Origin of the sequence: Haoranjiania flava (assembly GCF_025631005.1) — a bacterium.
Lineage (GTDB): Bacteria > Bacteroidota > Bacteroidia > Chitinophagales > Chitinophagaceae > Haoranjiania > Haoranjiania flava.
In genome coordinates this window covers 65,653-92,560 of the sequence record NZ_JAOTPL010000011.1, presented here as the reverse complement: position 1 = coordinate 92,560, position 26,908 = coordinate 65,653, and the positions used below count along the sequence as shown (strand labels likewise).

Annotated in this window: 21 protein-coding genes and 1 tRNA gene; 10 read left to right on the top strand and 12 right to left on the bottom strand. The window is 44.3% G+C overall.

All coding sequences use genetic code 11. The features are described 5' to 3' along the window. Nucleotides 1–257: 257 nt before the first annotated feature. Nucleotides 258–1,436: a glycoside hydrolase family 88 protein gene (locus OD355_RS08985; protein WP_263038132.1), complete on the bottom strand. Its 1,179-nt coding sequence runs from the start codon at nt 1,434–1,436 to the stop codon at nt 258–260. A gap of 357 nt (nt 1,437–1,793) precedes the next feature. Between OD355_RS08985 and OD355_RS08980 the strand changes: the two genes are divergently transcribed. The 6 genes from OD355_RS08980 (at nt 1,794) to OD355_RS08955 (ending at nt 8,447) form a co-directional block, all read left to right on the top strand. Then, nucleotides 1,794–2,816 carry a LacI family DNA-binding transcriptional regulator gene (locus OD355_RS08980; RefSeq protein ID WP_263038131.1) on the top strand — a complete coding sequence of 341 codons (1,023 nt, stop codon included), beginning with the start codon at nt 1,794–1,796 and terminating at the stop codon, nt 2,814–2,816. A 13-nt stretch (nt 2,817–2,829) separates the two neighbouring features. After that, nucleotides 2,830–3,597, top strand: coding sequence for an SDR family NAD(P)-dependent oxidoreductase (locus OD355_RS08975; RefSeq protein WP_317619114.1), 768 nt, complete (start codon nt 2,830–2,832; stop codon nt 3,595–3,597). A 24-nt stretch (nt 3,598–3,621) separates the two neighbouring features. Then, the gene (kduI, locus tag OD355_RS08970; RefSeq protein ID WP_263038130.1) at nt 3,622–4,452 is read left to right on the top strand and encodes a 5-dehydro-4-deoxy-D-glucuronate isomerase; all 831 of its coding nucleotides are present in this window, start codon (nt 3,622–3,624) and stop codon (nt 4,450–4,452) included. A 70-nt stretch (nt 4,453–4,522) separates the two neighbouring features. Beyond that, nucleotides 4,523–5,773, top strand: coding sequence for a DUF4861 domain-containing protein (locus OD355_RS08965; RefSeq protein WP_263038129.1), 1,251 nt, complete (start codon nt 4,523–4,525; stop codon nt 5,771–5,773). 96 nt (nt 5,774–5,869) lie between these two features. Further along, a complete protein-coding gene (locus tag OD355_RS08960; RefSeq protein WP_263038128.1) occupies nt 5,870–6,190 on the top strand; it encodes a DUF6660 family protein in 321 nt (106 codons plus the stop codon). Nucleotides 6,191–6,254: 64 nt separating this feature from the next. Continuing rightward, complete coding sequence (locus OD355_RS08955) at nt 6,255–8,447, top strand: TonB-dependent receptor (protein ID WP_263038127.1); 2,193 nt, start codon at nt 6,255–6,257, stop codon at nt 8,445–8,447. Between the two features lie 67 nt (nt 8,448–8,514). Here the strand turns inward: OD355_RS08955 and OD355_RS08950 are convergent, their stop codons facing one another. Next, nucleotides 8,515–8,706: a hypothetical protein gene (locus OD355_RS08950; RefSeq protein WP_263038126.1), complete on the bottom strand. Its 192-nt coding sequence runs from the start codon at nt 8,704–8,706 to the stop codon at nt 8,515–8,517. 1 nt (nt 8,707) lies between these two features. Continuing rightward, nucleotides 8,708–8,926, bottom strand: coding sequence for a hypothetical protein (locus OD355_RS08945; RefSeq protein WP_263038125.1), 219 nt, complete (start codon nt 8,924–8,926; stop codon nt 8,708–8,710). Between the two features lie 198 nt (nt 8,927–9,124). Between OD355_RS08945 and OD355_RS08940 the strand changes: the two genes are divergently transcribed. The 3 genes from OD355_RS08940 (at nt 9,125) to OD355_RS08930 (ending at nt 12,360) form a co-directional block, all read left to right on the top strand. Next, nucleotides 9,125–9,811 (top strand): hypothetical protein, encoded by a 687-nt coding sequence (locus tag OD355_RS08940; RefSeq protein ID WP_263038124.1) that lies wholly within the window; start codon nt 9,125–9,127, stop codon nt 9,809–9,811. Continuing rightward, entirely contained in the window at nt 9,744–11,204 is a 1,461-nt protein-coding gene (locus tag OD355_RS08935; protein ID WP_263038123.1) for a heavy metal translocating P-type ATPase, read from the top strand. Before OD355_RS08940 ends, OD355_RS08935 begins: the two co-directional genes overlap by 68 nt. Before the next feature lie 544 nt (nt 11,205–11,748). Beyond that, nucleotides 11,749–12,360, top strand: coding sequence for a KTSC domain-containing protein (locus OD355_RS08930; protein WP_263038122.1), 612 nt, complete (start codon nt 11,749–11,751; stop codon nt 12,358–12,360). Between the two features lie 6 nt (nt 12,361–12,366). Here OD355_RS08930 and OD355_RS08925 read toward each other — a convergent pair whose 3' ends face one another. From OD355_RS08925 to mqnE, 4 genes are all read right to left on the bottom strand, one after another. Then, nucleotides 12,367–13,581: a DUF763 domain-containing protein gene (locus OD355_RS08925; protein ID WP_263038121.1), complete on the bottom strand. Its 1,215-nt coding sequence runs from the start codon at nt 13,579–13,581 to the stop codon at nt 12,367–12,369. A gap of 352 nt (nt 13,582–13,933) precedes the next feature. Further along, nucleotides 13,934–14,006 (bottom strand) — tRNA-Phe (locus OD355_RS08920). Between the two features lie 69 nt (nt 14,007–14,075). After that, nucleotides 14,076–15,512 (bottom strand): asparagine--tRNA ligase, encoded by a 1,437-nt coding sequence (gene asnS / locus OD355_RS08915; RefSeq protein WP_263038120.1) that lies wholly within the window; start codon nt 15,510–15,512, stop codon nt 14,076–14,078. Between the two features lie 98 nt (nt 15,513–15,610). Then, nucleotides 15,611–16,777 (bottom strand): aminofutalosine synthase MqnE, encoded by a 1,167-nt coding sequence (gene mqnE / locus OD355_RS08910; protein WP_263038119.1) that lies wholly within the window; start codon nt 16,775–16,777, stop codon nt 15,611–15,613. A 2,159-nt stretch (nt 16,778–18,936) separates the two neighbouring features. Here mqnE and OD355_RS08905 point away from each other — a divergent pair. After that, nucleotides 18,937–20,190 (top strand): ATP-binding protein, encoded by a 1,254-nt coding sequence (locus OD355_RS08905; protein WP_263038118.1) that lies wholly within the window; start codon nt 18,937–18,939, stop codon nt 20,188–20,190. Nucleotides 20,191–20,814: 624 nt separating this feature from the next. Here the strand turns inward: OD355_RS08905 and OD355_RS08900 are convergent. The 5 genes from OD355_RS08900 to gmd all read right to left on the bottom strand — a co-directional run bounded on the left by OD355_RS08900 (nt 20,815) and on the right by gmd (nt 25,870). Then, nucleotides 20,815–21,120 (bottom strand): hypothetical protein, encoded by a 306-nt coding sequence (locus OD355_RS08900; protein ID WP_263038117.1) that lies wholly within the window; start codon nt 21,118–21,120, stop codon nt 20,815–20,817. Nucleotides 21,121–21,400: 280 nt separating this feature from the next. Then, complete coding sequence (locus OD355_RS08895; protein WP_263038116.1) at nt 21,401–22,459, bottom strand: mannose-1-phosphate guanylyltransferase; 1,059 nt, start codon at nt 22,457–22,459, stop codon at nt 21,401–21,403. A 52-nt stretch (nt 22,460–22,511) separates the two neighbouring features. Further along, on the bottom strand, nt 22,512–23,651 hold the full coding sequence (locus OD355_RS08890; protein WP_263038115.1) for an adenylyltransferase/cytidyltransferase family protein: 1,140 nt from the start codon (nt 23,649–23,651) through the stop codon (nt 22,512–22,514). Continuing rightward, nucleotides 23,644–24,726 carry a GDP-L-fucose synthase family protein gene (locus OD355_RS08885; RefSeq protein WP_263038114.1) on the bottom strand — a complete coding sequence of 361 codons (1,083 nt, stop codon included), beginning with the start codon at nt 24,724–24,726 and terminating at the stop codon, nt 23,644–23,646. Before OD355_RS08885 ends, OD355_RS08890 begins: the two co-directional genes overlap by 8 nt. Then, nucleotides 24,719–25,870: a GDP-mannose 4,6-dehydratase gene (gene gmd, locus OD355_RS08880; protein ID WP_263038113.1), complete on the bottom strand. Its 1,152-nt coding sequence runs from the start codon at nt 25,868–25,870 to the stop codon at nt 24,719–24,721. The genes OD355_RS08885 and gmd overlap by 8 nt, the downstream gene beginning before the upstream one ends. Nucleotides 25,871–26,908 lie beyond the last annotated feature (1,038 nt).

The window sequence follows — 26,908 nt, the reverse complement described above, 5'->3', positions numbered from 1 at the left end:
GTGTATATATTTTAGTTCGCCGCTTTGCGGCTGTTTTTAATGGTCACATGGAATTAGCTTATTCATCCGCGGTTGGTATGCAGCATTCTTATGGCTATTTCATGTGTGTATTTTTTGAATATTTTTAAGTGTTCGCGATGGCTGCGCAGAATTTCTGCATGTGCTCTCTCCCTTATGAGAATTCAGTAACGGCTCGTTTGAATTGTTAGATATTGTATTATTTCTGTTCACAACTTATCCGCTCCAGCGGTTAGAAATTAAAATTTCAACAGGTTTTTATAACGAAGTAAAGCTTCCAGAAAATAGTAATCGGCATACACCAGGGGAACATCAATTTCTACATGGTGAGGAAAGCTGCCTGTAGAATGCTTCAAAATAAAATTACTGTTGGTACCGGGTTGAGCGAGATATTCCGGGGAACTTAAAGAATGTAAAGTTTCTACTGCAAAACTTTTATACTTTTTACCTTCAGCTCCCAGATAACCGGCAAGTTCTAACAGCCCTGAAGCAGTGATAGCTGCAGCAGATGCATCTCTGGGAATATAGCTGAACTTTGCAGGGTCGTATTTCCAATCTGCTTTATACCCTTCCTGGCCTACATTAAAATCCCAATAAGGGATTTTGTCTTTTGGAAGGTTGGGATGGTTTATATAAAAATCAGCCATTTTAGCAGCTGCATCCCTGTACCTGGGATCTCTCGTTTCCCTGTACATAACCGTAAATCCATATATGGCCCACGCCTGGCCTCTGGCCCATTGTGAATTGTCTGAAAATCCCTGGTTGGTCTGCTGATGCAGCACTTTACCTGTGTTTACGTCATAATCTACTACATGATAGGAACTGTAATCCGGGCGGAAATGATTTTTAAGCGTGGTCTCAGCATGCGCTATCGCTATATTTTTATAAACAGGATCGCCGGTTACCTTTGAGGCATAGAACAGTAATTCAAGATTCATCATATTATCTATAATCACCGGAAATGTCCAGGTTTTTCCATCCCACGAGTTCTTTTTATTCCACGATTTTATGGATTTTACAACAGGATCATATCTGGTAATTAAGGATTTTGCAGACTGGACTAAAATATCACGGTATGCGGGTTTGTTTATATGACGAAGTGCATTACCGTAGCTGCAATACATCATAAAACCTATATCATGATGCCGGGTATTAAACTGGTTGCTTTCCAGGCTTTCCGTCCATTGAACAGCAGCATCTTTCCATTTTTCATTTTTGGTAAATTCATAAACATACCATAAGCTGCCGGGCCAAAAACCTCCTGTCCAGTCCTCAATGCCTACATACTTTACGGATCCATCGGGATTGCTCGTCCTGGGATATTTGGTAAGGTCTGTTGCCACTTCGAGCATTTTTGAATACTGCTGTTCTGCAACTTTAAATACATGATCCTGCTTAGTATAAGTATTAACTGCCATACATGCCGGAAGCAATACACACAACAAACAAACTGTGCTTATCAGTAGATTTCTCATAATTTATTTAAATTGGAATGTTACATTATTTTCTTATAAAGTATAGTTCATAAGAATGTCTACGTTTACATTTTATTGTATTTCAAATATAGTACAATAAAATAAAAAACAAAATATTATTATAATTATTTATAAATTTATATTTAATTAAATTGTAATTATATGATAATCAAACTAAATTATAAAAATAGAAAATAAGGAATATTGTATAAAAAACATGACTGCATGTATAACGTTTACAATTATTATTTTTTATTACAGGTCTTTACCCTTATCTTTGCCCCAGTTTAAAATCCTTCAATGCAAAATCTTACTATTGTTGAAATTGCCAGGAAACTAAAAGTTTCTACTGCCACAGTCTCCAGGGCGCTTAACGGAAGCAGCCAGGTAAAGGAGGCAACACGAAAGAAAATAATAGATTTTGCACGCGATACAGGATACAGCATCAACAGTGTGGCATCCAACCTCAGGAGCAACAAATCAAAAATTGTGGGCCTGATAGTGCCTAAAATTTCCATGAACTTTCATTCCGAAGTCATTACCATTATACAGAATGAGTTGTACAAATTCGGCTATAATATTATCATCCTGCAATCCAACGATTCGCATGAGCTTGAGCAGCACGCTGTAGACACCCTTTCTTCTTTGAGGGTTGCAGCCGTTATAGCTGCGGCAACACTCCACACTACCGATTTCAGCCACTTCGATATTTTTCTGAAAAAAGAGATCCCGGTAATTTTTTACGACCGGATTCCAGACTACCCTTTTGGCGGCATCCATATTTCCGGCGACGACTTCCAGGGTGGTTACGGCGCAACAAAACATCTACTGGATGTTGGCTGCAAAAATATTTTACACATCTCGGGTCCGCTGGAATGCTACCTGTATAAATACAGATCCAAAGGCTATAAAGCTGCCTTAGAAAACCATGGCATTACCTTCCGGAAAGAAAACATGTATTGCCATGAGCTTACGCACGAAAATGCTTGGAATACCTTGGTAAAAGCATTTAACCAGGATCCGACCATTGACGGCATTTTTACAGCCAATGACACCTCTGCCATTGCTGCACTGGAATTTTGCAAGTCAAAAAATATAGACGTACCCAAACAGGTAAAAATAATCGGCTACTCCAACGATAAACGTACATCAATTGCCAGCCCCTCCCTAAGTACGGTTGAACAGTTTCCTGCAGAATTTGGGAAACGGTGCGTGGAGCTGCTGATGCAACAACTTAGCCACGAAGAAAGCGGAACAGCTGTTGGTGTTAAGACAGACAACTACGTGATCCCGGTTTCAGTGATCAGGAGAATGTCAACCTAAAAAATTTTTACAAATGAATATTCAAAACCTTTACGATCTTTCCGGCAAAACGGCGCTGATCACAGGCGCCAGCCGGGGTATTGGCCAGGCAGTAGCTGTAGCTATGGCCTGCTGCGGAGCAGACATCATCTGCGTTTCAAACAATTTCCCCGAAGGCTCGGAAGCAGAGAAGGCTGCCAAAGCATATGGCAGGCATTTTAGTAAATACAGCATCGATTTTTCTTCACGCGAAGCTGTTTATCATTTTCTCAAAGAATTAAAGGAAAAAGAAAATCCTGTGGATATACTAGTAAACAATGCAGGCACCATCGTGAGAAAGCCGCTGGCAGAACACGATGATGACACCTGGGACAAGGTGCTGTCTGTGAATCTTCACACACAGTTTATCCTGGCCAGGGAGCTTGGCAAGGAAATGGTGGCACGCAAAAAAGGTAAAATTATTTTTACCTGCTCCATGCTCTCCTACCAGGGAGGCATCAATGTAGCCAGCTACACAGCCAGCAAATCGGCTGTAGCCGGCGTTATCAAAGCTTTTGCCAATGAATGGGCTTCATCAGGCGTAAACATCAATGGCATTGCACCCGGCTATATCGCCACAGACAATACCGCTGCATTGCAGAGCGATGCTGTAAGAAGCAAAGCAATACTGGAAAGGATTCCGGCAGCACGATGGGGAACACCCGAAGATATGGCAGCGCCCTATGTATTCCTTGCTGCTGCTGCATCTGATTATGTAAACGGCACCATCCTGAATGTAGATGGCGGCTGGATGGGAAGATAAATATTGTTCATAAAATAAAGTATCATGGAAATTAGGTTTCAAAACAGTCCGCAAGAGACGAAACAGATGTGTACAGAAGAATTAAGAAAAAATTTTTTGATAGAGACACTGGTTACAGAAGATAAATTAAAACTTGTTTACTCACATTACGACAGGATGATTGTTGGCGGTGTAAAACCGGTGAGGGAGGAAATAATATTGCCGAACGAAGCCGAACTACGAGCTGAATTTTTCTTAGAGCGCAGGGAAATAGGTATTTTTAATGTTGGCGGAAAAGGCAAAATCACAGCCGACGGCACTACATATGAAGTAGAAAAACTGGCATGTGTGTATCTGGGCAAAGGCACGCAGCACGTAAGCTTTGCATCTGCGGATGCCAGTGATCCTGCTGTATTTTATATGCTTTCAACGCCGGCGCACACCAACTATCCCAATACAAAATGCAGTAAGGAAGATGCTTTCTCCGCTGAGCTCGGCAGCAGCGAAACTTCTAACAAAAGAACCATCAGGCGATACATTCACAAAGACGGCATTCAAAGCTGCCAATTGGTAATGGGCCTAACGGTTTTAGACACCGGAAGCGTATGGAACACCATGCCCTCGCATACGCATACGCGCCGCATGGAAGCTTACTTTTATTTCGATGTACCGGCCGATCAGCGCGTGATCCACTTAATGGGCCAACCCCGGGAAACACGCCACCTGATCATGGCAAACCACGAAGCGGTACTGTCTGCTCCCTGGTCTATACATTCCGGATGCGGCACTTCCAACTATGGTTTTATCTGGGGAATGGGCGGCGAAAACCTTGATTACAGCGATATGGATGCAGCGCCTATTGAACATTTAAGATAGAAACCAATGCCCTCAAACTACAAATAAAATAAACCGGCACGCTGAAGGCCTGCCTTATAAATCAAAACCCATGAAGCCTTTACTCATACTGTTGACAACTTTTCTTTGCAGCAATGCTTATGCCCAGCTTAAAACTATCACAGTCAGCAACCCGTCAGAGCTTGAAAGAAAGGATGAGCTGGTAGTGCTTACCAGGGATTTTCTCGAAGCTAAACTGGGTAATATTACCAAAGATCAGTTTATACATATCTTTCATGGAAATGCGCCTAAGGTATTGCAGCATGACGACCTGGACAAAGACGGCAACTGGGATGAAGTGGTATTTTTGCATGATTTTTCAGCCGGGGAAAAAGTAGTATTCACTGTGCAGGCAGCCAGGCGGCCTGCAGCAGTAAAAGCCTTAGTGCGGGCACATGTACGTCATAAACGCAATGTGGGCAACAGGTTCGGCGAAAACCTGGAAAAAGATGTAATGCCTCACAACAATCAACCTACAGATTTTACCAGGCAAAAACTTCCCCCCTACCTTACCGAAGGTCCGGCCTGGGAGAATGATAAAGTTGGTTTCAGGAAATATTTTGATGTACGCAATACCAACGATATCTGGGGAAAAACAACTTCAGACATGGTATTGGACTATGCAGGCGTTGACCCGGAAAAATCCTACCACGAGTTAGATACCTGGGGAATGGACATTTTGAAAGTGGGCAAATCACTGGGCGCCGGCGGGCTGGCATTGCGCATACACATCAACGGCAAAGACAGCCTGGTAAGATTGGGCACAAACGCTGAAGTAAGCTACCGGAGAATTGCAGACGGTCCCGTAAGAGCCATGTTTGAAATGGCATATAAAGATTTTAAATACCTGCCAAATGCACAGCCCATAAGCATTACAGAACGTATAAGCATTTGGGGAGGACAGTTTTTCTATCAAAATGATGTAACAATTTCAGGCAATAACTCCCCGGTGGAAATAACCACAGGCACAATAGACCTGTACCTGGACAAAGCTGCCAACATCATTACAAAAAAATATGCAGCGCTGTACACACACGGTAAGCAAAGTGAAAACAAAGACACACTCGGCCTGGGCATAGTAGCGCCAATACAATATTTTCATTCCTTTGGCTATGCATCTACCCAAAGCAGGGATATTGCGAATACATTTACCCTGAACCTGTCAGCAGCTTCGAAAAAATATACCTACCGTTATTATGCTGCATGGGAAAAAACCGACAAAAGATTTAGCGATAAGAACTACTTTGAAAAGTTTCTGAGAACAGAAGCTGAAAAGTTTTGCAACAAGCCTGTAATAGAATAACATTTCGGGACTTTTTCTTGTTAAGCAAATTTGTCTGCAACAGCCTTGCATTAATAATCTTGCTATTGAAATTTGTGTTTTTTATCTTTGCAGTTCGTGAAGATCATTGTATTCATACTGAACTTTTACCTCTTGCTGCTTGCAGCAGTGCCCTGTGCAGACGGCACTGAATGCAATGAACCCGTCGACTCTAAAACAGCGCTTGTGCTGACGCACAAAGCTCACGATCATGACGCTGAGCAATGCCCCCCGCTCTGCCACTGCGCCTGCTGCAGTACGGCAGCTTACAAGCAACCTGATGTATTCTTTTCATTCATCAGACATGATGTGGTACAGCAGCATGCCGGTGTATATGTTTCTTACCAGCCTGTAGTATTCTTGCCGGCCATCTGGCAGCCTCCCCACTTTATTGGATAATTAATTCAACACCTGCACAACTCATGTGCAGCAAATTTTTTTTTCCAATAATCATTTACAATTTATGTCAAAAATACTTATGCCATTAGTGGCGCTATGCTTATGCATTACATCAAGCGCGCAAAATATATTTAAAGCTCAAATTAAAAACAAGGAAACACTACAACCAATATCTTCGGCAAGCGTTACAATTACCGGCAATACGGCGGGTGTGCTTTCAGATTCTACAGGCTATTTCAGGCTAACAAACATCCCGGACGGCAGCCAAGAGCTGCGTATTGCTTCAGTTGGCTACGAAACATTCCATCAGTCTTATATTTTTCCTTTGACAGATACAGCTATCCGTGAAATATTGCTGCATCCGCATCGCGAAGAAATGGATGATATCATTGTATCCTCTACCCGCACCAGCCGCACCATTGCCAATACGCCCACGCGGGTGGAGACAATTGAATTAGAAGAGATTGATGAAAAAAGCAATATGCGCCCCGCCAACGTAGCTATTCTTCTAAGTGAAAGTACCGGCATCAATGTGCAGCAAACCTCCGCTACCAGCGGTAATGCCAGCATACGCATGCAGGGGCTCGACGGGCGCTACACACAGATATTAAAAGACGGTTATGCTTCCTTCGGTAATTTTGCCAACGGTTTAAGCATTCTTGAGATACCCCCGCTGGATCTCAGGCAGGTAGAGGTGATCAAAGGCCCGGCATCTACATTGTACGGAGCCGGCGCCATTGCAGGCGTAATAAACTTTATCAGCAAATCGCCCAGGGATAAACCTGAGCTGAGCGCCATTCTAAGCCAGTCGCACATAGGGCAGTCCAATATTGGGGTATTCTCTTCTGCAAGAAGCAAGAAAGCCGGCTACACGATGCTGGGCCTGTACAGCAGGCAAAAGGCTTTTGATGCAGATAAGGACGATTTTTCTGAAGTACCTCGATCAAACAATTTTACCTTACACCCCAGATTGTTCCTGTATCCGTCAGAAAATACAACTATATCTCTGGGCAATAGTTTTACTAAAGGGAATATGCTCGGTGGCGATATGCAACTGATCAGCAATGGCAGCAGCGCAGCGCACAGCTATTTTGAAAAGAATGAAACCGTGCGCAATACAACTACACTGGACATAACATCTGATATCAATCCTTCCTCGCGGGTAGTAGCCAAAGCAGCCTATACATTGTTTAAAAGAAATATTTTTATTCCTGCTTTCGACTTTACCGGCACCAACTACAATCTTTTCACAGATGTATCGTATATCAGGAATTTCCGGAACCAGACCTTTATTGCGGGTGCAAACTTTATCAATGACCGGTTTAAGGATCAGAATACAGAACATGCGCAAACACTGGGTTTTACTACATCAACTTATGGCGTATATGCCCAGCACACGTTTGATGCCAATGAAACCATCAAGTTCGAAAACGGCCTGCGTGCAGACGCAGTCAGCTATGGGAACAAGCTCTATAAAAAAAATGAAGTGTTTCTGCTACCGAGGGTTTCTGTTTTATTTAAGTGGAATAACAACTGGAGCAGCCGTATCGGGGGTGGTTTAGGATACAAAACACCCACCACATTTACGGAGCGCACAGAAACCTTTCAATACCAAAACTTAATGCCTTTAAAAGACGTTGTTGCAGAAAGAAGTATCGGGGCTACGGCAGATGTAAACTACAAAACCCACCTGGCAGAAGAGCTTTCATTCAGCATCAACCAAATGTTCTTCATCAGCAGGGTGAATAATTCAAACATCTTGGAACAGGACGCAACAGGTAATTATAATTTTATCAATACAAATAAGAAAGTAACTTCCACAGGCATAGAAACCAATGCCAGGCTTGTTTACAAAGATTTCCTGAAACTGTTCTTAGGCTATACGCTTACCGATACGAAGGCTGGTTATGTTTTAAACAACAACCAGTTTATGCCGCTGGTTCCCAAGCACAAAATAAACAGTGCACTGATAGCAGAAAAGCACGATAATTACAAACTGGGCTTGGAAGCTTATTATACCGGCGTTCAATTTGTATATGACGGATCAGCTACGCAGCCCTACTGGAACCTGGGCTTTATGGCAGAAAAGTATTTCGGTAAATTTTCCGTTTATATTAATGCCGAAAACTTCTTAGACACACGCCAGAGCCGTTACAAACCGGTTGTATCCGGCTCGCATACCAGCCCGGTTTTTGACGATATCTGGACATTAACGGAAGGCAGAGTACTTAGTGCAGGCATAAAATTTAAATTGTAATACAATGAAAACCGGTTCTTTGATTAAAAAAAATACTGTGGTGTTTTGTATGTGGCGGTATAGAGCGTTATTGGTTTACAAGCTTGTACTTCTCACTCTTGCCGTTTTCTATCCAGGTGCCTTCGTTGCCTTTCGCCTGCCATTTTATATGTTCGCCCTCATAGTCAACGCCTTTGGCAAATGCAGACCCCTCAACCTGGTACAGCATTTTTCCCGGGTCTTCGTTTATCAACAAGCCTGCAACACGCTTTCCGTCCATTTCAAAAACAGCGCACGTGTATTTGTTGCCCCGGGCTGCTTGCATAAAGGTCGCCCGGCACTACCACTGTCTCTTCTGCTATTTCTACGATACCGGCGTTGCCGCTATCGGGCTCGCTGATAGTTGTACCGGTGGTATCCGCGAGGTCAGTAGTATACGGATCATTGCAGGAAAGCAACACCAGCGTTATGGCAAGGGCTACTACAGGTTGCTTTTTCATTTGTATTTTACTAATGTATTTTCTATTAAAATTTAAAAATAAAATTCTTTGAGGTACGAAGTTCTGCAGAAATAAATATTAACTAATTATAAAACTTTAATTTTAAATCTTGTTGAGATCATATGTAATGTAGGGTAAAGTAATACATCAATAATTCACCAAAAATATTTAAGCTGTATAGCGCAAAAGCAATATAAGATGATGCACAAACATATTTACGATAAGGATGGCAACCAACTTTGTTGTACGCCACAGGAAAAAAAAGTGAATGATAAAGCAGCTAAAGGAATAGCAGCCCGCAAGGTTGTAAATACATCGGCCGTGGCAACTGCCACGCATCAGCATAAAGCTTTGAAACCTGCTTCCGCACACGATCATAGCCACGAACATGGTGATGATCATGACCACGCCCATCATACAGGCGGCAATCATTTAAAAATGTTTCTGCCTGCGATACTGTCTTTGGCGTTGATGATGGCTGCCATAGTGATGGACAACTGGCTGCCACAGGTCTGGTTCAACAACCGCATATGCCTCCTGTGGTATATTGCAGCTTATATACCCGTGGGCTTCCCGGTAGTAAAAGATGCTTTCAAAAGTATTGCAAGAGGCGAAATATTTTCTGAATTCCTGCTGATGAGCATTGCTACCATTGGCGCATTTGCCATCGGCGAATATCCCGAAGGCGTTGCGGTGATGCTGTTCTACAGTGTGGGAGAAATTTTCCAGGCAATGGCAGTAAGAAGAGCCAAAGGAAATATCAGCAAGCTGCTGGATCAGCGAAGTAACTGTTTTAGACAATGGCCGGCCGAAAATTATGAAAGCGGCAAATGCAGTCATCGGCGATATTGTACAATTGAAGCCCGGGGAAAAGCTGGCGCTTGATGGTGATCTTATTTCAAAAAGCGGAACTTTTAATACTGCTGCACTTACCGGCGAAAGCCAGCCAGACACCAAACGCAAAGGAGATACAGTGCTGGCAGGCATGATCAACCTCAACAATGTTTCCGAAGTACAAGTAACCACAGCTTATGCAGATACAAAGCTTTCCAGGATACTGCAATTGGTACAGGATGCTACTGCACAAAAGGCGCCTACAGAATTATTCATCCGCAAGTTTGCAAAGATCTATACACCTATGGTTGTTTTTGCAGCCATAGGCATTTGCCTGCTGCCTTATTTTTTTGTGGACAATTATGTATTCAGGGACTGGCTCTACCGCGCGCTGATATTCCTGGTGATCAGTTGCCCGTGTGCGCTGGTCATTAGTATACCATTGGGTTATTTCGGCGGTATCGGCGCTGCCAGCCGCAACGGTATTTTATTCAAAGGCGGCAATTTCCTGGATGTGATGGCCAGGGTAAAACATGTGGTAATGGACAAAACCGGGACACTTACAGAAGGTTTGTTCCGCGTTCAGGAAGCCCATATAAAACCCGGGTTTAACAGGCAGGAACTGCTGCAGATGGTCAATACCCTGGAAAGCAAATCTACACACCCTGTAGCCACCGCCATACACGAATTTGTGGGTGAAATAGATCATCACATTCCTTTGGAACAGGTGGAAGAAATTCCAGGCTATGGTTTAAAAGCAATGATCAACGGTAAAGAGCTGCTGGCAGGCAACTTCAGGCTGCTGGACAAAGAAAATATTCCCTACGATATAGACCCTGCCGGCAAAGCACACACGCAAATCGCAATCGCTTACGATAAAAAATTTGCAGGCTACCTGACCATTGCTGACAGCATCAAACAGGATGCAGGCACAACTATAGCCAGGCTAAACCGGATGGGCATTCAAACAACCATGCTCAGCGGCGACAAATCGGCTGTGGTACAGGATGTTGCCAGGCAACTGGGCATTCTCCATGCATATGGCGACCTGCTACCTGAAGACAAAGTGAATAAACTAAAAGAGATTAAAGCGCGGCATGAAACAGTGGCATTTGTAGGCGACGGAGTGAACGACGCACCGGTAGTAGCGTTGAGCGATGCGGGCATTGCCATGGGCGGGCTTGGCAGCGACGCTACCATAGAAACTGCCGACGTGGTGATCCAGGATGATATGCCGTCTAAAATACCTATGGCCATCAACATCGGCAGGCAAACAAAGAAAATAGTATGGCAGAATATTGCGCTTGCATTTGTGGTGAAAGCAGCTGTGTTGCTGCTGGGTGCAGGCGGACTGGCTACTATGTGGGAGGCTGTTTTTGCCGATGTAGGCGTTGCACTGTTGGCAATATTGAATGCAGTGCGGGTACAGCGGATGCAGTTTTAATAGCAAAGCTCATACAGCCCTGCCAAAAAAATGTAATGAAAAGGAGGTGTGGATTTGTGGAGGAGTTTAGGTGTTGATGTGATGGAGTGATGAAGTTACGAAGTGATGGAGTGATGGAGTGATGAAGTTATGGAGTTATGGAGTTACAATAAATCCCGTTACTCGTGCTGTCTTCGCCACAGATTTTCTTTCCATCGCCTCCAAGCGAACGGACTCTATTCAAGGAGAGAAAGCCAAAAACCAACGAAGCTGGTGCAAGTGTCCACTTGTGCCCGGAGTTAAAAGAAGTCTTATTCGCGTTATTCGTGCTGTCTTCGGCACGGATTTCTTTTATATCGCCTCCAGGCGACGAATCTTTATTCAAGAGAGGGAGCCAGAACCAACGAAGCCGGCGCAAGTGTCCACTTGTGCCCGGAGTTCAAAGAGGTCTTATTCCGTTATCTTGCTGTCTTCGGCACGGATTTCTTTTATATCGCCTCCAGGCGACGAATCTTTATTCAAGAGAGGGAGCCAGAAATAACGAAGCCGGCGCAAGTGTCCACTTGTGCCAGGAGTTCAAAGAGGTCTTATTCCGTTATTCTTGATGTCTTCGGCACGGATTTCCTTTCGCGTCCAAGCGGCGATCTCTATTCAAGGAGAGAAAGCCAGAACCAACGAAGCCGGCGCAAGTGTCCACTTGTGCCCGGAGTTCAAAGAGGTTTTATTCCGTTATCTTGCTGTCTTCGGCACGGATTTCTTTTATATCGCCTCCAGGCGACGAATCTTTATTCAAGAGAGGGAGCCGGAACCAACGAAGCTGCCGCAAGTGTCCACTTGTGCCCAGAGTTCAAAGAGGTCTTATTCCGTTATTCTTGATGTCTTCGGCACGGATTTTTTCCATCGCCTTCAGACCACGATCTCTATTCAAGAGAGGGAGCCAGAACCAAACTGGAAAGGTTTTTGCAACGCATCAGCTATGCCCTCAACCGTTATAAAATCTTATCATTACAATGCGGAGAAGGAGACACTTACCATCGTCTACGTTTCGGGATCGGTGTATAAATACCTCAAGGTGCCGGCGGCTGTTTTCCAGGATTTTAAAAATGCTTTTTCCAAAGGCAAGTATTTAAACCAGTACATCAAGCCGAATTTCGCTTATGAAAAATTGGATGAATAAATACTATTAAAACAAACGCAACTGCACACCCTTAGAACGATGCCTGGGAGGCTTTGCATCACCGAAAACCGTTTTGCCGCCATACTTCCAGCTATCGTTTCTTTCCTTGGCTATCAGTTCAGCAAAATTGTTGTTAGGAGTAAAATTCTTTTCAGCATTTTCTGCAATGGTATGCAATTTCTTTAAAGCTTCACTTTTATCAGTGTTGCCTAATTTAGCTTTATATACTGCATGCTGCAAAACAGCGATAGTTTCATCATAGGTCTTTACCGGCACGGGAAACGGGTGACCATCTTTTCCACCGTGTGCAAAGGAAAAGCGCGCCGGATCCTCAAATCTTGATGGGGTGCCATGTATCACTTCGCTGACCAAAGAGAGAGATTGTATCGTGCGCGGCCCTATACCCTGCAACAACAGCAATTCTTCAAAGTTTTCAGGTTGTTGTTCATGTGCCAGCCAGAGCACTGAACCTAATCTTTTCAGGTTAACATCTTTGGCGTGTACTTCATGGTGCGATGGCATTATCAGCCGCTGATAATCATCCAGCCATTGATCGGGCTTTTCTTTTGAAAGCTGCATAATGCCTTGCTTTGCGGGCGCAGCATCTTTCGCTGTAAGGTTCAGGATGTATCCCTGGTTCAAACCACAGATGCCTGTGTGCGGCTCTTCGGTAAAAGATCGAATACCGGCAGAATGCCAGTGGTAGCGGCGTGCAGTCTTATCGCCGATGCGCATGCCCTGCTGTATCACGGTCCACTCGCCTGTATTGCTCACGATAAAGTTGTGTGTATACAATTGAAACCCGTCCTGCACGGCAGTGTTATCTACTTTAGCGCTCAGCTTGCTGCACCTCACCAACTCATTACCATTCAGGCCTGAAATGTCGCTCAGCCGTAAAAGTTCTGCCGGCGTTTCGGTAGAATATTTCCCCTTGCCGCCGCAAATATATATGCCCAATTCCCTGAAATGCGGATTCACAGCGCGTTTCAGCGCACCCATCACTGAAGTTGTGATGCCGGAAGAATGCCAGTCCATGCCCATGACCGCGCCAAAGCTCTGGAACCAGAAGGGATCAGATAAGCGGCGCAGCATTTCATTCTTTCCATATTCCGACAATACAGCTTCTGTAATAGCCAGCCCAAGCTTGGCCATACGGTCGGAAAGCCATTTGGGTACATAGCCGTAATGTAGAGGAAGGTCTGCAGTTCCGCTTCGTTTCATTGTACAAAGTTACAAGTTTTGCTACAAATTTTAGCAAAAATCAGCAATGCATGATTACTCCGCCCAGCTATCGTAGACCGGGGCGCCCTGAAACATTTACTCGTAAATGCGCACGTATATTCCGGTCAATTGAAAATTCATCGGGTGTATCAGCCAAAGTACGAGCTTCTGGAGTAATTTGTTCCTAATTATCACGATTTAGTTCCTTGAGCCAATAGAAGTTATAAAACAGCGGCGAATGCCTGATTATTTTTTGGCATTATGTTGAGGTTGAGGTCTGCATCAATACCTCTCAATATTTACCAATATTAATGCATAAAAAAAGCCGGAACTATAAGAATTCCGGCTTTTGTGGTGTGAGGCGGGATCGAACCGCCGACACATGGATTTTCAGTCCATTGCTCTACCAACTGAGCTATCGCACCATTTCCCGTTAAAGGACTGCAAAAATAAATCATTTTTGCGAATAAAAAAGTTTTTTGCCAACAAAATTATTAAAATTCACAATTATCCGGCGTTCTTGCAAACGCAATCACATCGCGGATATTTGTCATCCCCGTCACGAACAATACCATTCTTTCAAAACCAAGGCCAAAGCCCGCATGCGGCACCGTGCCGAAGCGGCGCGTATCCAGGTAAAAATCCATTTCCCGGGCTGGAATATTCATCTCCTGCATCCTGTTGAGCAATACTTCCAGGCGCTCCTCTCGCTGCGAGCCGCCAACAATTTCGCCGATCCCCGGCGCCAGGATATCCATCGCAGCAACTGTTTTGCCATCATCGTTCTGGCGCATGTAAAATGCTTTGATCTCTTTCGGATAGCCTGTAACAATCACCGGTTTCCTGAAATGTTTTTCTACCAGGTAGCGTTCATGCTCACTTTGCAGGTCAATACCCCACTTCACCTCAAACTTAAATTTCTTTTTCTTGTACATTGGCGAAGCCATCAGTATATCTATCGCTTCGGTATATGTGATGCGTTCGAACGGATTCTCCAGCACAAACTGTAATTTTTCTATCAGCCCAAACTCACTGCGTTTATCCTGGGGCAATGATTTTTCTTCTTCTTTCAGGCGGCTTTCCAGGAATTGCAGATCTTCGTGGTTGTGCTCAAACACATAGCTGATCAGGTACTTGATAAACTCTTCCGCCAGGTCCATGTTGTCTTCAATATCGTAAAAAGCCATCTCGGGCTCTATCATCCAGAACTCGGCCAGGTGGCGGGTAGTATTGGAATTTTCTGCCCTGAATGTAGGGCCGAAAGTGTAAATATCAGAGAATGCCGTTGCGCCAAGCTCGCCTTCCAGCTGCCCTGAAACCGTGAGGTTTGTTGACTTTCCGAAGAAATCTTCTGCAAAATTTATTTTACCATCTTGCGTTCTGGGGAGGTTTTCCAGGTCAAGCGTTGTTACCCGGAACATTTCTCCGGCGCCTTCTGCATCGCTGGAGGTGATGATGGGCGTATGCAGGTAAAGAAAACCTTTATCATTAAAAAACTTATGAGTCGCAAATGCCAATGCATGGCGTACCCGGAAAACCGATCCGAATGTATTGGTCCTGAAACGCAGGTGCGCATGTTCTCTTAAAAATTCCAGGCTGTGCTTTTTGGGTTGTAAGGGATATTTCTCCGGGTCGCTGTCGCCGAGAATTTCCAGGGTTTTTACCTTTAATTCTACCTGCTGCCCTTTGCCCAAAGATGCTATAAGCTCACCCGTAACTTTCACAGATGCGCTGGTGGTGATGCGCTTGAGGGTTTCTTCGTTTTGTGTACCCAGTTCTACAACTGCCTGCAGGTTCGCATTGCAGCTGCCATCATTGATAGCGATAAACTGGTTGTTGCGGAATGTACGCACCCAGCCCATTGCAGTTACTTCCTCTCCTATCTTGTCGCCTTTTAAAAGCTCTTTTATTCTCGTTCTTTTGTTAAACACGGTGGTGAATTATAATTTGTGAATTATGATTTGTAATCTGTAATTTGAAATTTGCAATCTGTAATCTGTAATCTGTAATCTGTAACTGTAATTTAAAATCAATAAACCTTTATTTCGTTGTACAAAGTATCTCTTTCAACGGGTTGCCTTCCTGCCTGTCGTATCATATTCACCAGGTCTTCGGTAGACATGGAAGGGTTCTGTTCCTCGCTGCCTGCCATAGAATATATCTTTGTAGTATCGTCGATAGTGCCGTCCAGGTCATCGACTCCAAAGCTCAAAGCCAGTTGTGCGTTCTGCCTGCCCAGCATTGGCCAATAGGCTTTTAAGTGCGGGAAGTTGTCGAGGTAAATTTTAGAGATAGCGTACATGCGCATATCTTCAATCACCGACACTTCCGGTATGTGGCTCATGTCGTTGTTCTGGTTGCGGAATTTTAAAGGAATAAAAGTGTTGAAGCCTCTGGTTTCATCCTGCAACTGCCGCAACATGTCCATATGTTCAATACGGTCGGCAAACGATTCTATATGGCCGTATAAAATGGTGGCATTGGAGTGCATGCCTAGGTTATGCGCCGCGCGGTGGATATTCAGCCAGCCTTCCGCATCTACTTTATCGGCACAGATCTTATTGCGTACTTCTTTATTGAAAATTTCTGCACCTCCTCCGGGCAATGACTGCAAACCCGCATCCTGCAATAGTTTCAGGCCCTCTTCAGGAGTTACTTTTGCTTTGCGGAACATATAATCCAGTTCAACCGCGGTATAGCCCTTGATATGCAGCTCCGGGCGGTGGGCTTTGATCTTTTTGATCAGTTCAATAAAGAAAGGAAGGTTCAGTTTCGGGTGTACGCCACCTACGATGTGCACCTCCGTTACCGGTTGGCCGTCGTAGCTTTTTACAATATGCATCATCTGTTCTTCGCTGAGTTCCCAGCCTTCTTCACGATGTTTGTAGCGGCGTGAGTAAGCGCAGAAATCGCAGGTAAAAATGCAGACATTGGTAGGTTCTATGTGAAAGTTCCTGTTGAAATAAGCTTTGTTTCCCAGCTTTTTCTCGCGGAGGTAGTTAGCCAGCGCACCCACAAACCCTAAAGAGCCTTTTTCGAAAAGCACAACACCTTCTTCAGGTGTAATACGTTGGGCTGATAAAACTTTCTCACCGATTGATTTTAAATCACCATCCTGCTGGGATGCCACTAATTCATCTGCACTGCTATAAACTTCTTTAGTCATTCCTTGTGTTTGAGTATGCAAATTTACCATTTTTATTTTTTAATTTAAACGGTGAGCGCTACTTTGCTACCCGCCGCGGAGGCACGAATGGAGTAATGAAATATTTTTGTGGAGGTGTGGAGGTGTGGATTTGTTTAGTGATGAAGTTATCAAGTGATGTTGTGATCGTGTGATGGGTAAAAGAAGTGTATTTGTGTATTTGTGGTGGCGTTTAGTGTAAAGATGTGTAGGGGGTGCAAGCATGCTTTTGCCACAAAGGCCCTAAGACACCAAGGATCACAAAGATAGAAGGTAGTTAAGTCATGTTTGCGGTCTCTGCGTTAAAAACTCTGCGCTCTTTGCGTGAGCCTTATGAGATAATGTATTTTTTAACCACAAAGTGCACAAAACAGATACAAAGCTACACTAAGAGGACAGTTCGCACCATCGCCTGGCTGTCAGTGACAGGAAGCAATGCACGGAAGGTGATTGATTCGCCCGAAAGAAATGATAGATCTTAGAGTAAATGCGGCGAAGCAATTGTTCCTGAGTGCAAATTGCTTCCGGGTCAGAGCCCATGCGCGTGGGTCACCTTCAGGCAGGCTAGACTTTTTTGATTCTTTTTGCGGCAATGGCAAAAAGAATAGCCAGAACTGGATTTGTTTAGTGATGAAGTTATCAAGTGATGTTGTTATCAATGACGGAACCCCCCGGAGCGCGTCATTGCGAGCGAAGTACTCCGACGGTTCCTGAGTCCTTAGGACAGAGCGAAGCAATCTCACACCGCATTTACGTTCCTCGAGTTCTTCTCTAACTTTTTTCTTGATAAAAAAGTTACAAAAAATCAAGCCGGCATAAGGTGGGCCGCGCACATCAGGCTATCCCCGGGAAAACTCTGTGCTGCAAGAACAATTCCTGCTGACTGGCAACAGCTTTTGATTACAGTCATATCCCGCGCAGCAGGAATCACTGTTACGCACAGTTTTCCCTTCCACTGGCATGCCGGCGATTCCTAACCTTTGCATCCATGACGAAATGCTGCATTTTGAAATGGTTAAAAACTCAAATCAATTTGAAAGCTTCGATAATACTTAAGTGCCCGAACCGAAGGCCTGCCTGTCAGTTTATCAAGTGACGTTGTTACCTTGTGATCGTGTGATGGGTAAAAGAAGTGTATTTGTGTATTTGTGTATTTGTGGAGGCGTTTAGTGTAAAGATGTGTAGTGGGGTGCAGCATGCTTTTGCCACAAAGGCCTAAGACACTAAGGATCACAAAGATAGAAGGTAGTTAAGTCATGTTTGCGGTCTCTGCGTTTAAAAACTTTGCGCTCTTTGCGTGGAGCCTTATGAGATAATTTATTTTTTAACCACAAAGTGCACAGAGCAGATACAAAGCTACACTAAGAGGGCAGTTCGCACCATCGCCTGCCTGTCAGTGACAGGAAGCAATGCACGGAAGGTGATTGATTCGCCCGAAAGAAATTATAGATCTTAGAGTAAATGCGGCGAAGCAATTGTTCCTGAGTGCAAATTGCTTCCGGGTCAGAGCCCATGCGCGTGGGTCACCTTCAGGCAGGCTAGACTTTTTTGATTCTTTTTGCGGCAATGGCAAAAAGAATAGCCAGAAGTGGATTTGTTTAGTAATGAAGTTACCAAGTGACGTTGTTATGTTGTGATCCTGTGATGGGTAAAAGAAGTGTATTTGTGTATTTGTGTATTTGTGTATTTGTGGAGGCGTTTAGTGTAAAGATGTGTAGTGGGGTGCAGCATGCTTTTGCCACAAAGGCCTAAGACACTAAGGATCAAAAAGATAGAAGGTAGTTAAGTCATGTTTGCGCTCTCTGCGTTTAAAAACTTTGCGCTCTTTGCGTGGAGCCTTATGAGATAATTTATTTTTTAACCACAAATACACAAAGCAGATACAAAGTTACACTAAAGAAATCCTTCGTGCCTTAGGTCTCCGTGGCTGATTATCTACGCAATGGCAAAAAGAATAATTTTGTGTCAGGTGAAAACAACAGCTATCGAAGATTTAATGTCGGGTAAAAACCAGGCAGGCATACCATATCTTACATTTCAAATTAAATCTAACGAAATAAGAGTTACGGGTCAGCCGTAATTCATTCGTTTTAAAAGAACAAAAAAGTATGAATTCATTCGTTGGTATAGAATAATTCTTTACCTTTATTTTGTATTAATTGTGACAGAGTATGGATAAAAAGTTGTTATTAGAAGTGCTTATTGACCAAAAAGAGGTGTTTCAATCCAAAAGCGGCTTAATAGCGAGGGATTATCCTTTGGACTCCTATCTAAAGACAAGCCAGGTAGTGGTTATAACCGGAGTCCGACGTTCCGGTAAATCATCTTTAATGTTTTTGATAAAGGAAGCATTGAAGCTGAGTGAGGGTGAATTTTGCTACTGCAACTTCGACGACGAGCGAATAATGCCCTATCCTCAATTATTTAATGATATATACTCCCTGCATTTGGAGACGTACAGATCCGAACCCATTTTTTTCTTTGATGAAATACAGGAAGCCCCGGGATGGGAAAAATTTGTAAACCGCATGTACGAACAAGGCCGTAAGGTATTTGTGACCGGCTCAAACGCTACGCTGCTGAGTTCCGAAATTTCCACATCGCTTACCGGCAGAAACAAAGTATTGGAGTTGTTCCCATTTTCTTTCTCTGAATATTTACGGATGGAGGGCAAGTCGTATAATATAGAACGTTTGTCGGTTAAAAAGCGTTCTATGCTCTTAAACGAATTGAGTACATTTTTAGAAACGGGCGGTTTCCCATTGGTAGCAAAAGAAAAAGATGCCGAAATTGCACATGCTCTTTTTCAGGATATACTCTACAGGGATATTGTGGTACGCTATAAGCTTAGCAACATAGCGGAGGTAAAACAAATAGCGCTTTTCCTGGCGTCTAATATTGGTAAAGTATTTTCCTATGCTTCGCTGCAACACGTTGCCGGCGTTAAAAGTTTAAGCTCCGTGAAAAACTATTTACAATATTACGAAGCAAGTTATTTATTTTATTATTTGCGGAAGTTCGATTATTCTGTCAAAAAACAGATTATGAATTCACGAAAAGTATATGCAATAGACAACGCAATTCCGAATAGGTTAGGGTTTCGTTTTAGTGGAAATAAAGGGAGGTTGTTGGAGAACATCGTATTTCTGGACCTCAAACGGCGAGGCAGGGAACTGTATTATTTTTCAGGAAAATACGAGTGCGATTTTTTAATAAAAGAAAACCTGCAGATTACTGAAGCAGTCCAGGTGACCTACATGCTGGATGCAGAAAACGTTAAACGGGAAATAGGCGGGTTAAAAGAAGCTATGTCTGTATTCAATATCCCTAAAGGAACACTAATCGTGTTTGATGAGAACAACTATGCTGCAGAAGTGCCGGAAAATATATCAATCGTTCCGGCATTTAAATGGCTACTGGGCTGATTTAAATTCTAGCAGGCGGGACTATTTTTTCGGTCATAACTTTGCAATCTCTGCGTTAAAAAATCTGCGCTCTTTGCGTGAACTTTATTTGCATTTTGTTAAACTACAAAGACCTTTAGCGGCTTGGCGTATCCGTGGCTGATTATTTAATTTTGTGTCAGGTGAAAACACCAGACACGGCATGAAAGATGAGTTCTACAACTACGCTGCGCTACGTTTTACCGTAATGACGGAACCCCCGGGAGCGCGTCATTGCGAGCGAAGTACTCCGACGGTTCCTGAGTCCTTAGGACGGAGCGAAGCAATCTCACACCCGCATTTACGTTCCTCCGGTTCTTCTCTAACTTTTTTTCTTGATAAAAAAAGTTACAAAAAAATCAAGCCGGCATAAGGTGGGCCGCGCACATCAGGCTATGCCCGGGAAAACTCTTTGCTGCAAGAACAATTCCTGCTGACTGGCAGCTGCTTTTGATTACAGTCATATCCCGCGCAGCAGGAATCACTGTTCCGCACAGTTTTCCCTTCCACTGGCATGCCGGCAATTCCTAACCTTAGCATCCATGACGAAATGCTGCATTTTGAAATGGTTAATAACTCAAATCAATTTGAAAGCTTCGATAATAGTTAAGTGCCCGAACCGAACGCCTGCCTGTCAGTGACAGGAAGCAATGCACGGAAGGTGATTGATTCGCCCGAAGAAATTATAGATCTTAGAGTAAATGCGGCGAAGCAATTGTTCCTGAGTGCAAATTGCTTCCGGGCCAGAGCTTGTGTGCGTGGGTCACCTTCAGGCAGGCTAGACTTTTTTGATTCTTTTTGCGGCAATGGCAAAAAGAATAGCCAGAACTGGATTTGTTTAGTGATGAAGTTATCAAGTGAGGTTGTTACGATGTGATCCTGTGATGGATATTTCAGCAATTGCCTGCTCATACTTTGCGGTCTTTGCGTTAAAAGACTCTGCGCTCTTTGCGTGCACCTTATTTGCATTGTTGTTAAACTACAAAAGACATCTTTCGTGCCTTAGGTCTCCGTGGCCAAAGATGACTTCTACAACTACGCTGCGCTACGTTTTATCGTATGACGGAATCCCCGGGAGCGTGTCATTGCGAGCGAGGCAATCTCACCTCACTCTAAATAAACAATTAAATCAACAAATCCACTTTTACCCACCACTTGATCACATCATCACATCATCCCGCTTAGGGGCAGGCTACAACTTACTCTTATCCAGGCTTTTGAGCACTTCCTTGATTTCCTGCTCCTTGTGTATCGGGTAGATCAGTAATGCGTCCTTCTCATTGACCACAATAAAATCTTTGAGGCCGTCAACCACAACTGTCGTGCCGCTGTGGGCAGATACAATCGTGCCTTCCGTATTGGTGAGCAACACTTGTTCACCACCTACCACGGCATTGTTATGCGCATCTTTTCCGGTTACATTCCACAGCGAAGCCCAGGTGCCCACGTCGCTCCAGCCGATATCAGCAGGAATGGTATAGACATTATCGGCCTTTTCCATGATGGCGTAGTCCACGGAAATTTTCTGGCTCTGCGGGTAATATACTTCAATAAAAGCAGCTTCCTGAGGTGTGTTGTATAATTCGCTGCCCTGTGAAAAAAGACCACTCAATTGCGGGGCATATCGCTCCAATGCCTGAATTACATCCTTTGCCTTCCAGATAAAAATACCTGCATTCCATAAATATTCACCGGAGTTGATGTATTGCTGTGCTATTGCAGCATCGGGCTTTTCCCTGAAGCTTTTTACTTTCTTTACACCGGCACTACCCGCTTCAAAATGGATGTAGCCGTAGCCCGTATCAGGCCGTGTCGGCTGAATGCCCAGGGTTATCAGCGCTTCATGATCCTGCAGGAAAGCCACAGCCATCCCGATCTTTTCCGCAAAAACATTTTCCTTTAAAATCAGGTGATCAGAAGGAACCACTACCATCACTGCTTCCCGGTCTTTGGCAAATAATTTATAGGCTGCATAAGCAATGCAGGGCGCTGTATTGTTGCGCGAAGGCTCGGTTATGATATTCTCTTCCGCGAGTGCAGGCAGTTGTTCAGACACAAGCTGCTTGTAATTTACATTGGTTAGTACCAGTATATTTTCAGGCGTTGAAAATGCCAGGGAGCGTTCGTAGGTCATTTGCAGGAACGACTTGCCCGTACCCATAATGTCTATAAATTGCTTGGGAAAACTTTCGCGGCTCTTCGGCCAGAAACGGCTGCCTACGCCGCCTGCCATTATTAAAGTGTATATCATAAGTCAATATTTTAATTATCCATCAGCACATATGGTTTGCCTTCCTTTTTTATCACGATCTCCTGATCCTGATCTGGATGGCTTTATCTATTTTCTTTTCACTCAGCAAAATCAGGTAACCGCCGCCACCCGCGCCGCTTATTTTCCAGCCATGCACCGTGTCTTTATACGCATTGACCTGTTGCGCTATCTCCGGTGTGATCATGTTGGGAAACATGGCTACCTGTGCATCAAAGCTGTTTACAAAGGCGCGGCCGAAAGCGGCCATATTTTTTTCAAGTATGGCATTCCATGCTTCCTCAGCAGCAGCGCTCAGCTGCCTGACTTTCTCGTCCTGTATAGCGGTATCCGACAATACATCAAAGTTGTTTTCCCTGGGAGACAAGGGTATCATCCAGATAATGCTTTCCAGCCACTGCAATATATCTTCCTGCTCCGTACTAATTATGTCTGCCGGCCAATGGCTATCCTTTTCGTAATAAAGCTTATTCAGGCCGGGCAGCGTGATGCCCAATGCATCCTGCGAACCGCTGATATACCTGGTTCCGGGCGGGTTTTCAAAGGAGAAAAGAATTTTTGCCAGCTTCTCTTTGTTGCCTTCGGGAATATCTGTTTCCCAAAGTTCTATGGCTTTGTTCCGGCTGCTGGTAGACATGCCGCTTCGATGGTTAAACTCATAGTCCGGCTCAATACTGATGGTGATCACCGGTCCGGGAAATAATTTATTGACATAAGGCTGATCGAGCCAGCCGCCCGCCAGGTCAAGGCGGTAAGGGATCCTGCAGGCCTTGCGCAATGCAGTGGTAGAGCGCGCAGGCAGATCCCCATGTGGTATGCGGCGGCTTACCACATATTCAACACCTAATTCTTTGCAGAGTTGTTCTTTTTCCGGGCTGTGGCCGTCGTTGTTTACAAAAAAAATATCCGGCTGCAGGGCTTTCATTTCTTCCACAAAATCAAGTACGCCACTACCGGAATTAATCCATGCCTCTTTCACGGCTTTCAACGACCTGATCATGTATAAACGCTCAGCTTGTGTGTTGATGGTATTGCGCAATTTCAAATCATACACGGTCTTATCTGAACCGATGCCTACATAAACATCGCCGTAAGTAGCGGCTTCTTCGAGGAAAGCTACGTGGCCGCTGTGAAGCATATCATAACATCCGCTCACAAATACTTTTTTAGCCATGACCGCTATCGTTTTTATACCAGTTTATTAGTTTTTCTATACCTTCTTTTATTTCTACTGTATGATACCAGCCTAATGCGTGCAGCTTTGAAACGTCGGTGAGCTTCCGCATGGTGCCGTCAGGTTTTTCTGTGTTGAACACAATATCCCCGGTAAAGTTTATGGCTTCTTTAATAAGTTGCGCCAGGCCTGCGATGGAGATCTCTTTGCCTGAACCGATATTGATGTGGCAATTCCTGGTCTCCTGTTTACTGCCTGCCAGATCGCTGAAATTTACGTTTTGCATTATGTACACACAGGCGTCGGCCATATCTTCACTCCACAGAAATTCCCGCATCGGCCTGCCGCTACCCCATATCTCCACGCTTTGCCCCGTTATGCCATATTTTTTTAAAACTTTTTGTATCGCATCTTCTGACGCGTTGCCGCCTACATTCTCCACCGGCCGCTTGTCCAGGTCATTCCTGATTGACTGCCAGTCGTTTTTTTGCAGGCTGTCTGCCAATAAGAATTTCCGGATCAGGGCAGGCAGTACATGGCTTTTCTCCAGGTCAAAATTGTCATTGGGCCCGTAGAGATTGGTGGGCATAACTGCCATAAAATTCGTTCCGTATTGCAGGTTAAAGCTTTCACACATTTTCAATCCCGCGATCTTGGCAATGGCATAGGGTTCATTGGTATATTCCAGGGGGCCGGTCAGCAGGCTGTCTTCTGCCATCGGTTGCGGCGCATCTTTCGGGTAAATGCAGGTGCTGCCCAGGAACAACAACTTTTTTACACCATGCCGGAAGCTGCTGCCGATTACGTGATTTTGTATCTGCAGGTTATCAAAAATAAAATCGGCGCGGTAGGTATTGTTTGCCACGATGCCGCCTACATGCGCTGCTGCCAGGAAAACATAGTCAGGCTTTTCGCTGCTGAAAAAATCGTTCACGGCTGTGGCGTCTTTCAGGTCCAGTTCTGCTCTTGTTTTGCCAACCAGGTTGGCGTATCCCTGCTGCTGTAGTGACTGCACAATGGCGGAGCCCACCAGGCCGCGATGGCCTGCCACATAAATTTTAGCTTCCTTATTCATAATAGTTCATCACTTTATAGTTATTCTTTTCCAGGAAGTCATTCTTTTTCATAAGCGCTATATCACTTTGCATCATGTCTTTTACTAACCCGGCAAGGTCATATTCTGGCTCCCAGCCTAAAACATTCTTTGCTTTTGCAGGATCGCCGATAAGCAATTCAACTTCTGTTGGCCTGAAATAGGCAGGGTCTACTTCACCTACTACCGTATTGATCCGCTGCGCTAATGCCGGCAGGTACTCTGCCCCTACCTTGTCACAAAATACCTGTTCATTTATACTGTCTAAAATAATTTGCTCATCTACATCTTCACCTTCAAAACGAACCATCACGCCTGCTTCATCGAATGCCTTGCTTATAAAATCCCTCACGGAAGTTGTTATACCCGTAGCGATAACATAATCAGAGGGTTCGTCCTGCTGCAGAATGAGGTACATGGCTTTTACATAGTCCTTGGCATGGCCCCAGTCTCTTTTGGCTGAAAGGTTTCCCAGGTAAACTTTCTTTTGCAAGCCCAATACAATCCTGCTCACCGCGCGGGTGATTTTGCGGGTAACGAAAGTCTCACCGCGGATGGGGGATTCATGGTTGAATAGAATACCGTTGCTTGCGTGCATACCGTAAGCTTCCCTGTAATTGACCGTGATCCAGTAAGCATACAGCTTGGCCACCGCATAAGGCGAGCGTGGATAAAATGGGGTAGTCTCTTTTTGCGGCACTTCCTGCACCAGGCCGTACAGCTCCGAAGTAGATGCCTGGTAGATGCGCGTCTTCTCTATTAAACCCAGCAGTCGCACCGCTTCCAGTATGCGTAAAGGACCTATTCCATCTGCATTTGCTGTATATTCCGGGGTTTCAAAACTTACCTTCACATGGCTCATAGCTGCCAGGTTGTAAATTTCATCCGGCTGTGTTTCCTGTATTATGCGGGTAAGGTTCATGGAATCAGTTAGGTCACCATAATGAAGAATAAGTTTCTTGTCTTCTTCATGAGGATCTTCATAAAGATGATCTATCCTGTCTGTATTAAACAGCGATGTCCGGCGTTTAATGCCGTGTACTGTATACCCCTTTTTTAAAAGATATTCTGCAAGATAAGCGCCATCCTGCCCGGTAATGCCGGTAATCAATGCGGTTTTGTTCATGGTAGCTTTATGAGTAACAAATATAAGCATAGTCGTGAAACAATCAGCCACGGAGACGCCAAGGCTCGAAGTATTTATTTGTGAATGTTTGTGCCTGTTTTGTGCAATTATCCATAAGGTTCATGCAAAGAGCACAGAGTTTTTACCGCAGAGACTGGAAAGTACGCCCAGGCAATTGTTGAAGCATCATCACAGGATCACATCGTAACAACCTTACTTGATAACTTCATCACTTAACAAATCCAGTTCTGGCTATTCTTTTTGCGATTGCGTAGGTAATCAACCGCGGAGACACCAATAAATTATCTCATAAGGTGCACACAAAGAGCGCAGAGTTTTTAAACGCAGAGACCGGAAAGTATGAGCAGGCAATTGCTGGAGCATCCAACACAAGATCACAAGGTAACAACCTCACTTGATAATTTCATCACTAAACAAATCCACTTCTGGCTATTCTTTTTGCCATTGCCGCAAAAAGAATCAAAAAAGTCTAGCCTGCCTGAAGGTGACCCACGCGCATGGGCTCAGACCCGGAAGCAATTTGCACTCAGGAACAATTGCTTCGCCGCATTTACTCTAAGATCTATAATTTCTTTCGGGCGAATCAATCACCTTTTGTGCATTGCTTCCTGTCACTGACAGGCAGGCGATGGTGCGAGCTGTCCTCTTAGTGTAGCTTTGTATCTGTTTTGTGCAGATTTATGCCGTGTCTGGTGTTTTCACCTGACACAAATTATTCTTTTAGCATTGCGTAGATAATCAACCGCGGAGACACCAAGCCACGAAAGATGTCTTTGTAGTTAACAACAATGCAAATAAGGTTCACGCAAAGAGCGCAGAGTCTTTTAACGCAGCGGCCGCAAAGTATGAGCAGGCAATTGCTGAAGCATCATCACACGATCACAAGGTAACAATATCACCTGAGTTTTTAACCATTTCAAAATGCAGCATTTCGTCATGGATGCTAAGGTTAGAAATCGCCGGCATGCCAGTGGAAGGGAAAACTGTGCGGAACAGTGATTCCTGCTGCGCGGGATA

Coding starts and splice junctions, on each gene's coding strand:
- OD355_RS08975 (WP_317619114.1), top strand. CDS start 2,830: ATGAATATTCAAAACCTTTACGATCTTTCCGGCAAAACGGCGCTGATC.
- OD355_RS08900 (WP_263038117.1), bottom strand. CDS start 21,120: ATGAGCAGGCAATTGCTGAAATATCCATCACAGGATCACATCGTAACA.
- OD355_RS08925 (WP_263038121.1), bottom strand. CDS start 13,581: ATGAAACGAAGCGGAACTGCAGACCTTCCTCTACATTACGGCTATGTA.
- OD355_RS08935 (WP_263038123.1), top strand. CDS start 9,744: ATGAAAGCGGCAAATGCAGTCATCGGCGATATTGTACAATTGAAGCCC.
- OD355_RS08950 (WP_263038126.1), bottom strand. CDS start 8,706: ATGGACGGAAAGCGTGTTGCAGGCTTGTTGATAAACGAAGACCCGGGA.
- OD355_RS08985 (WP_263038132.1), bottom strand. CDS start 1,436: ATGGCAGTTAATACTTATACTAAGCAGGATCATGTATTTAAAGTTGCA.
- OD355_RS08945 (WP_263038125.1), bottom strand. CDS start 8,926: ATGAAAAAGCAACCTGTAGTAGCCCTTGCCATAACGCTGGTGTTGCTT.
- OD355_RS08955 (WP_263038127.1), top strand. CDS start 6,255: ATGTCAAAAATACTTATGCCATTAGTGGCGCTATGCTTATGCATTACA.
- OD355_RS08890 (WP_263038115.1), bottom strand. CDS start 23,651: ATGGCTAAAAAAGTATTTGTGAGCGGATGTTATGATATGCTTCACAGC.
- OD355_RS08895 (WP_263038116.1), bottom strand. CDS start 22,459: ATGATATACACTTTAATAATGGCAGGCGGCGTAGGCAGCCGTTTCTGG.
- kduI (WP_263038130.1), top strand. CDS start 3,622: ATGGAAATTAGGTTTCAAAACAGTCCGCAAGAGACGAAACAGATGTGT.
- mqnE (WP_263038119.1), bottom strand. CDS start 16,777: ATGGTAAATTTGCATACTCAAACACAAGGAATGACTAAAGAAGTTTAT.
- OD355_RS08905 (WP_263038118.1), top strand. CDS start 18,937: ATGGATAAAAAGTTGTTATTAGAAGTGCTTATTGACCAAAAAGAGGTG.
- OD355_RS08965 (WP_263038129.1), top strand. CDS start 4,523: ATGAAGCCTTTACTCATACTGTTGACAACTTTTCTTTGCAGCAATGCT.
- OD355_RS08940 (WP_263038124.1), top strand. CDS start 9,125: ATGATGCACAAACATATTTACGATAAGGATGGCAACCAACTTTGTTGT.
- OD355_RS08980 (WP_263038131.1), top strand. CDS start 1,794: ATGCAAAATCTTACTATTGTTGAAATTGCCAGGAAACTAAAAGTTTCT.
- OD355_RS08885 (WP_263038114.1), bottom strand. CDS start 24,726: ATGAATAAGGAAGCTAAAATTTATGTGGCAGGCCATCGCGGCCTGGTG.
- gmd (WP_263038113.1), bottom strand. CDS start 25,870: ATGAACAAAACCGCATTGATTACCGGCATTACCGGGCAGGATGGCGCT.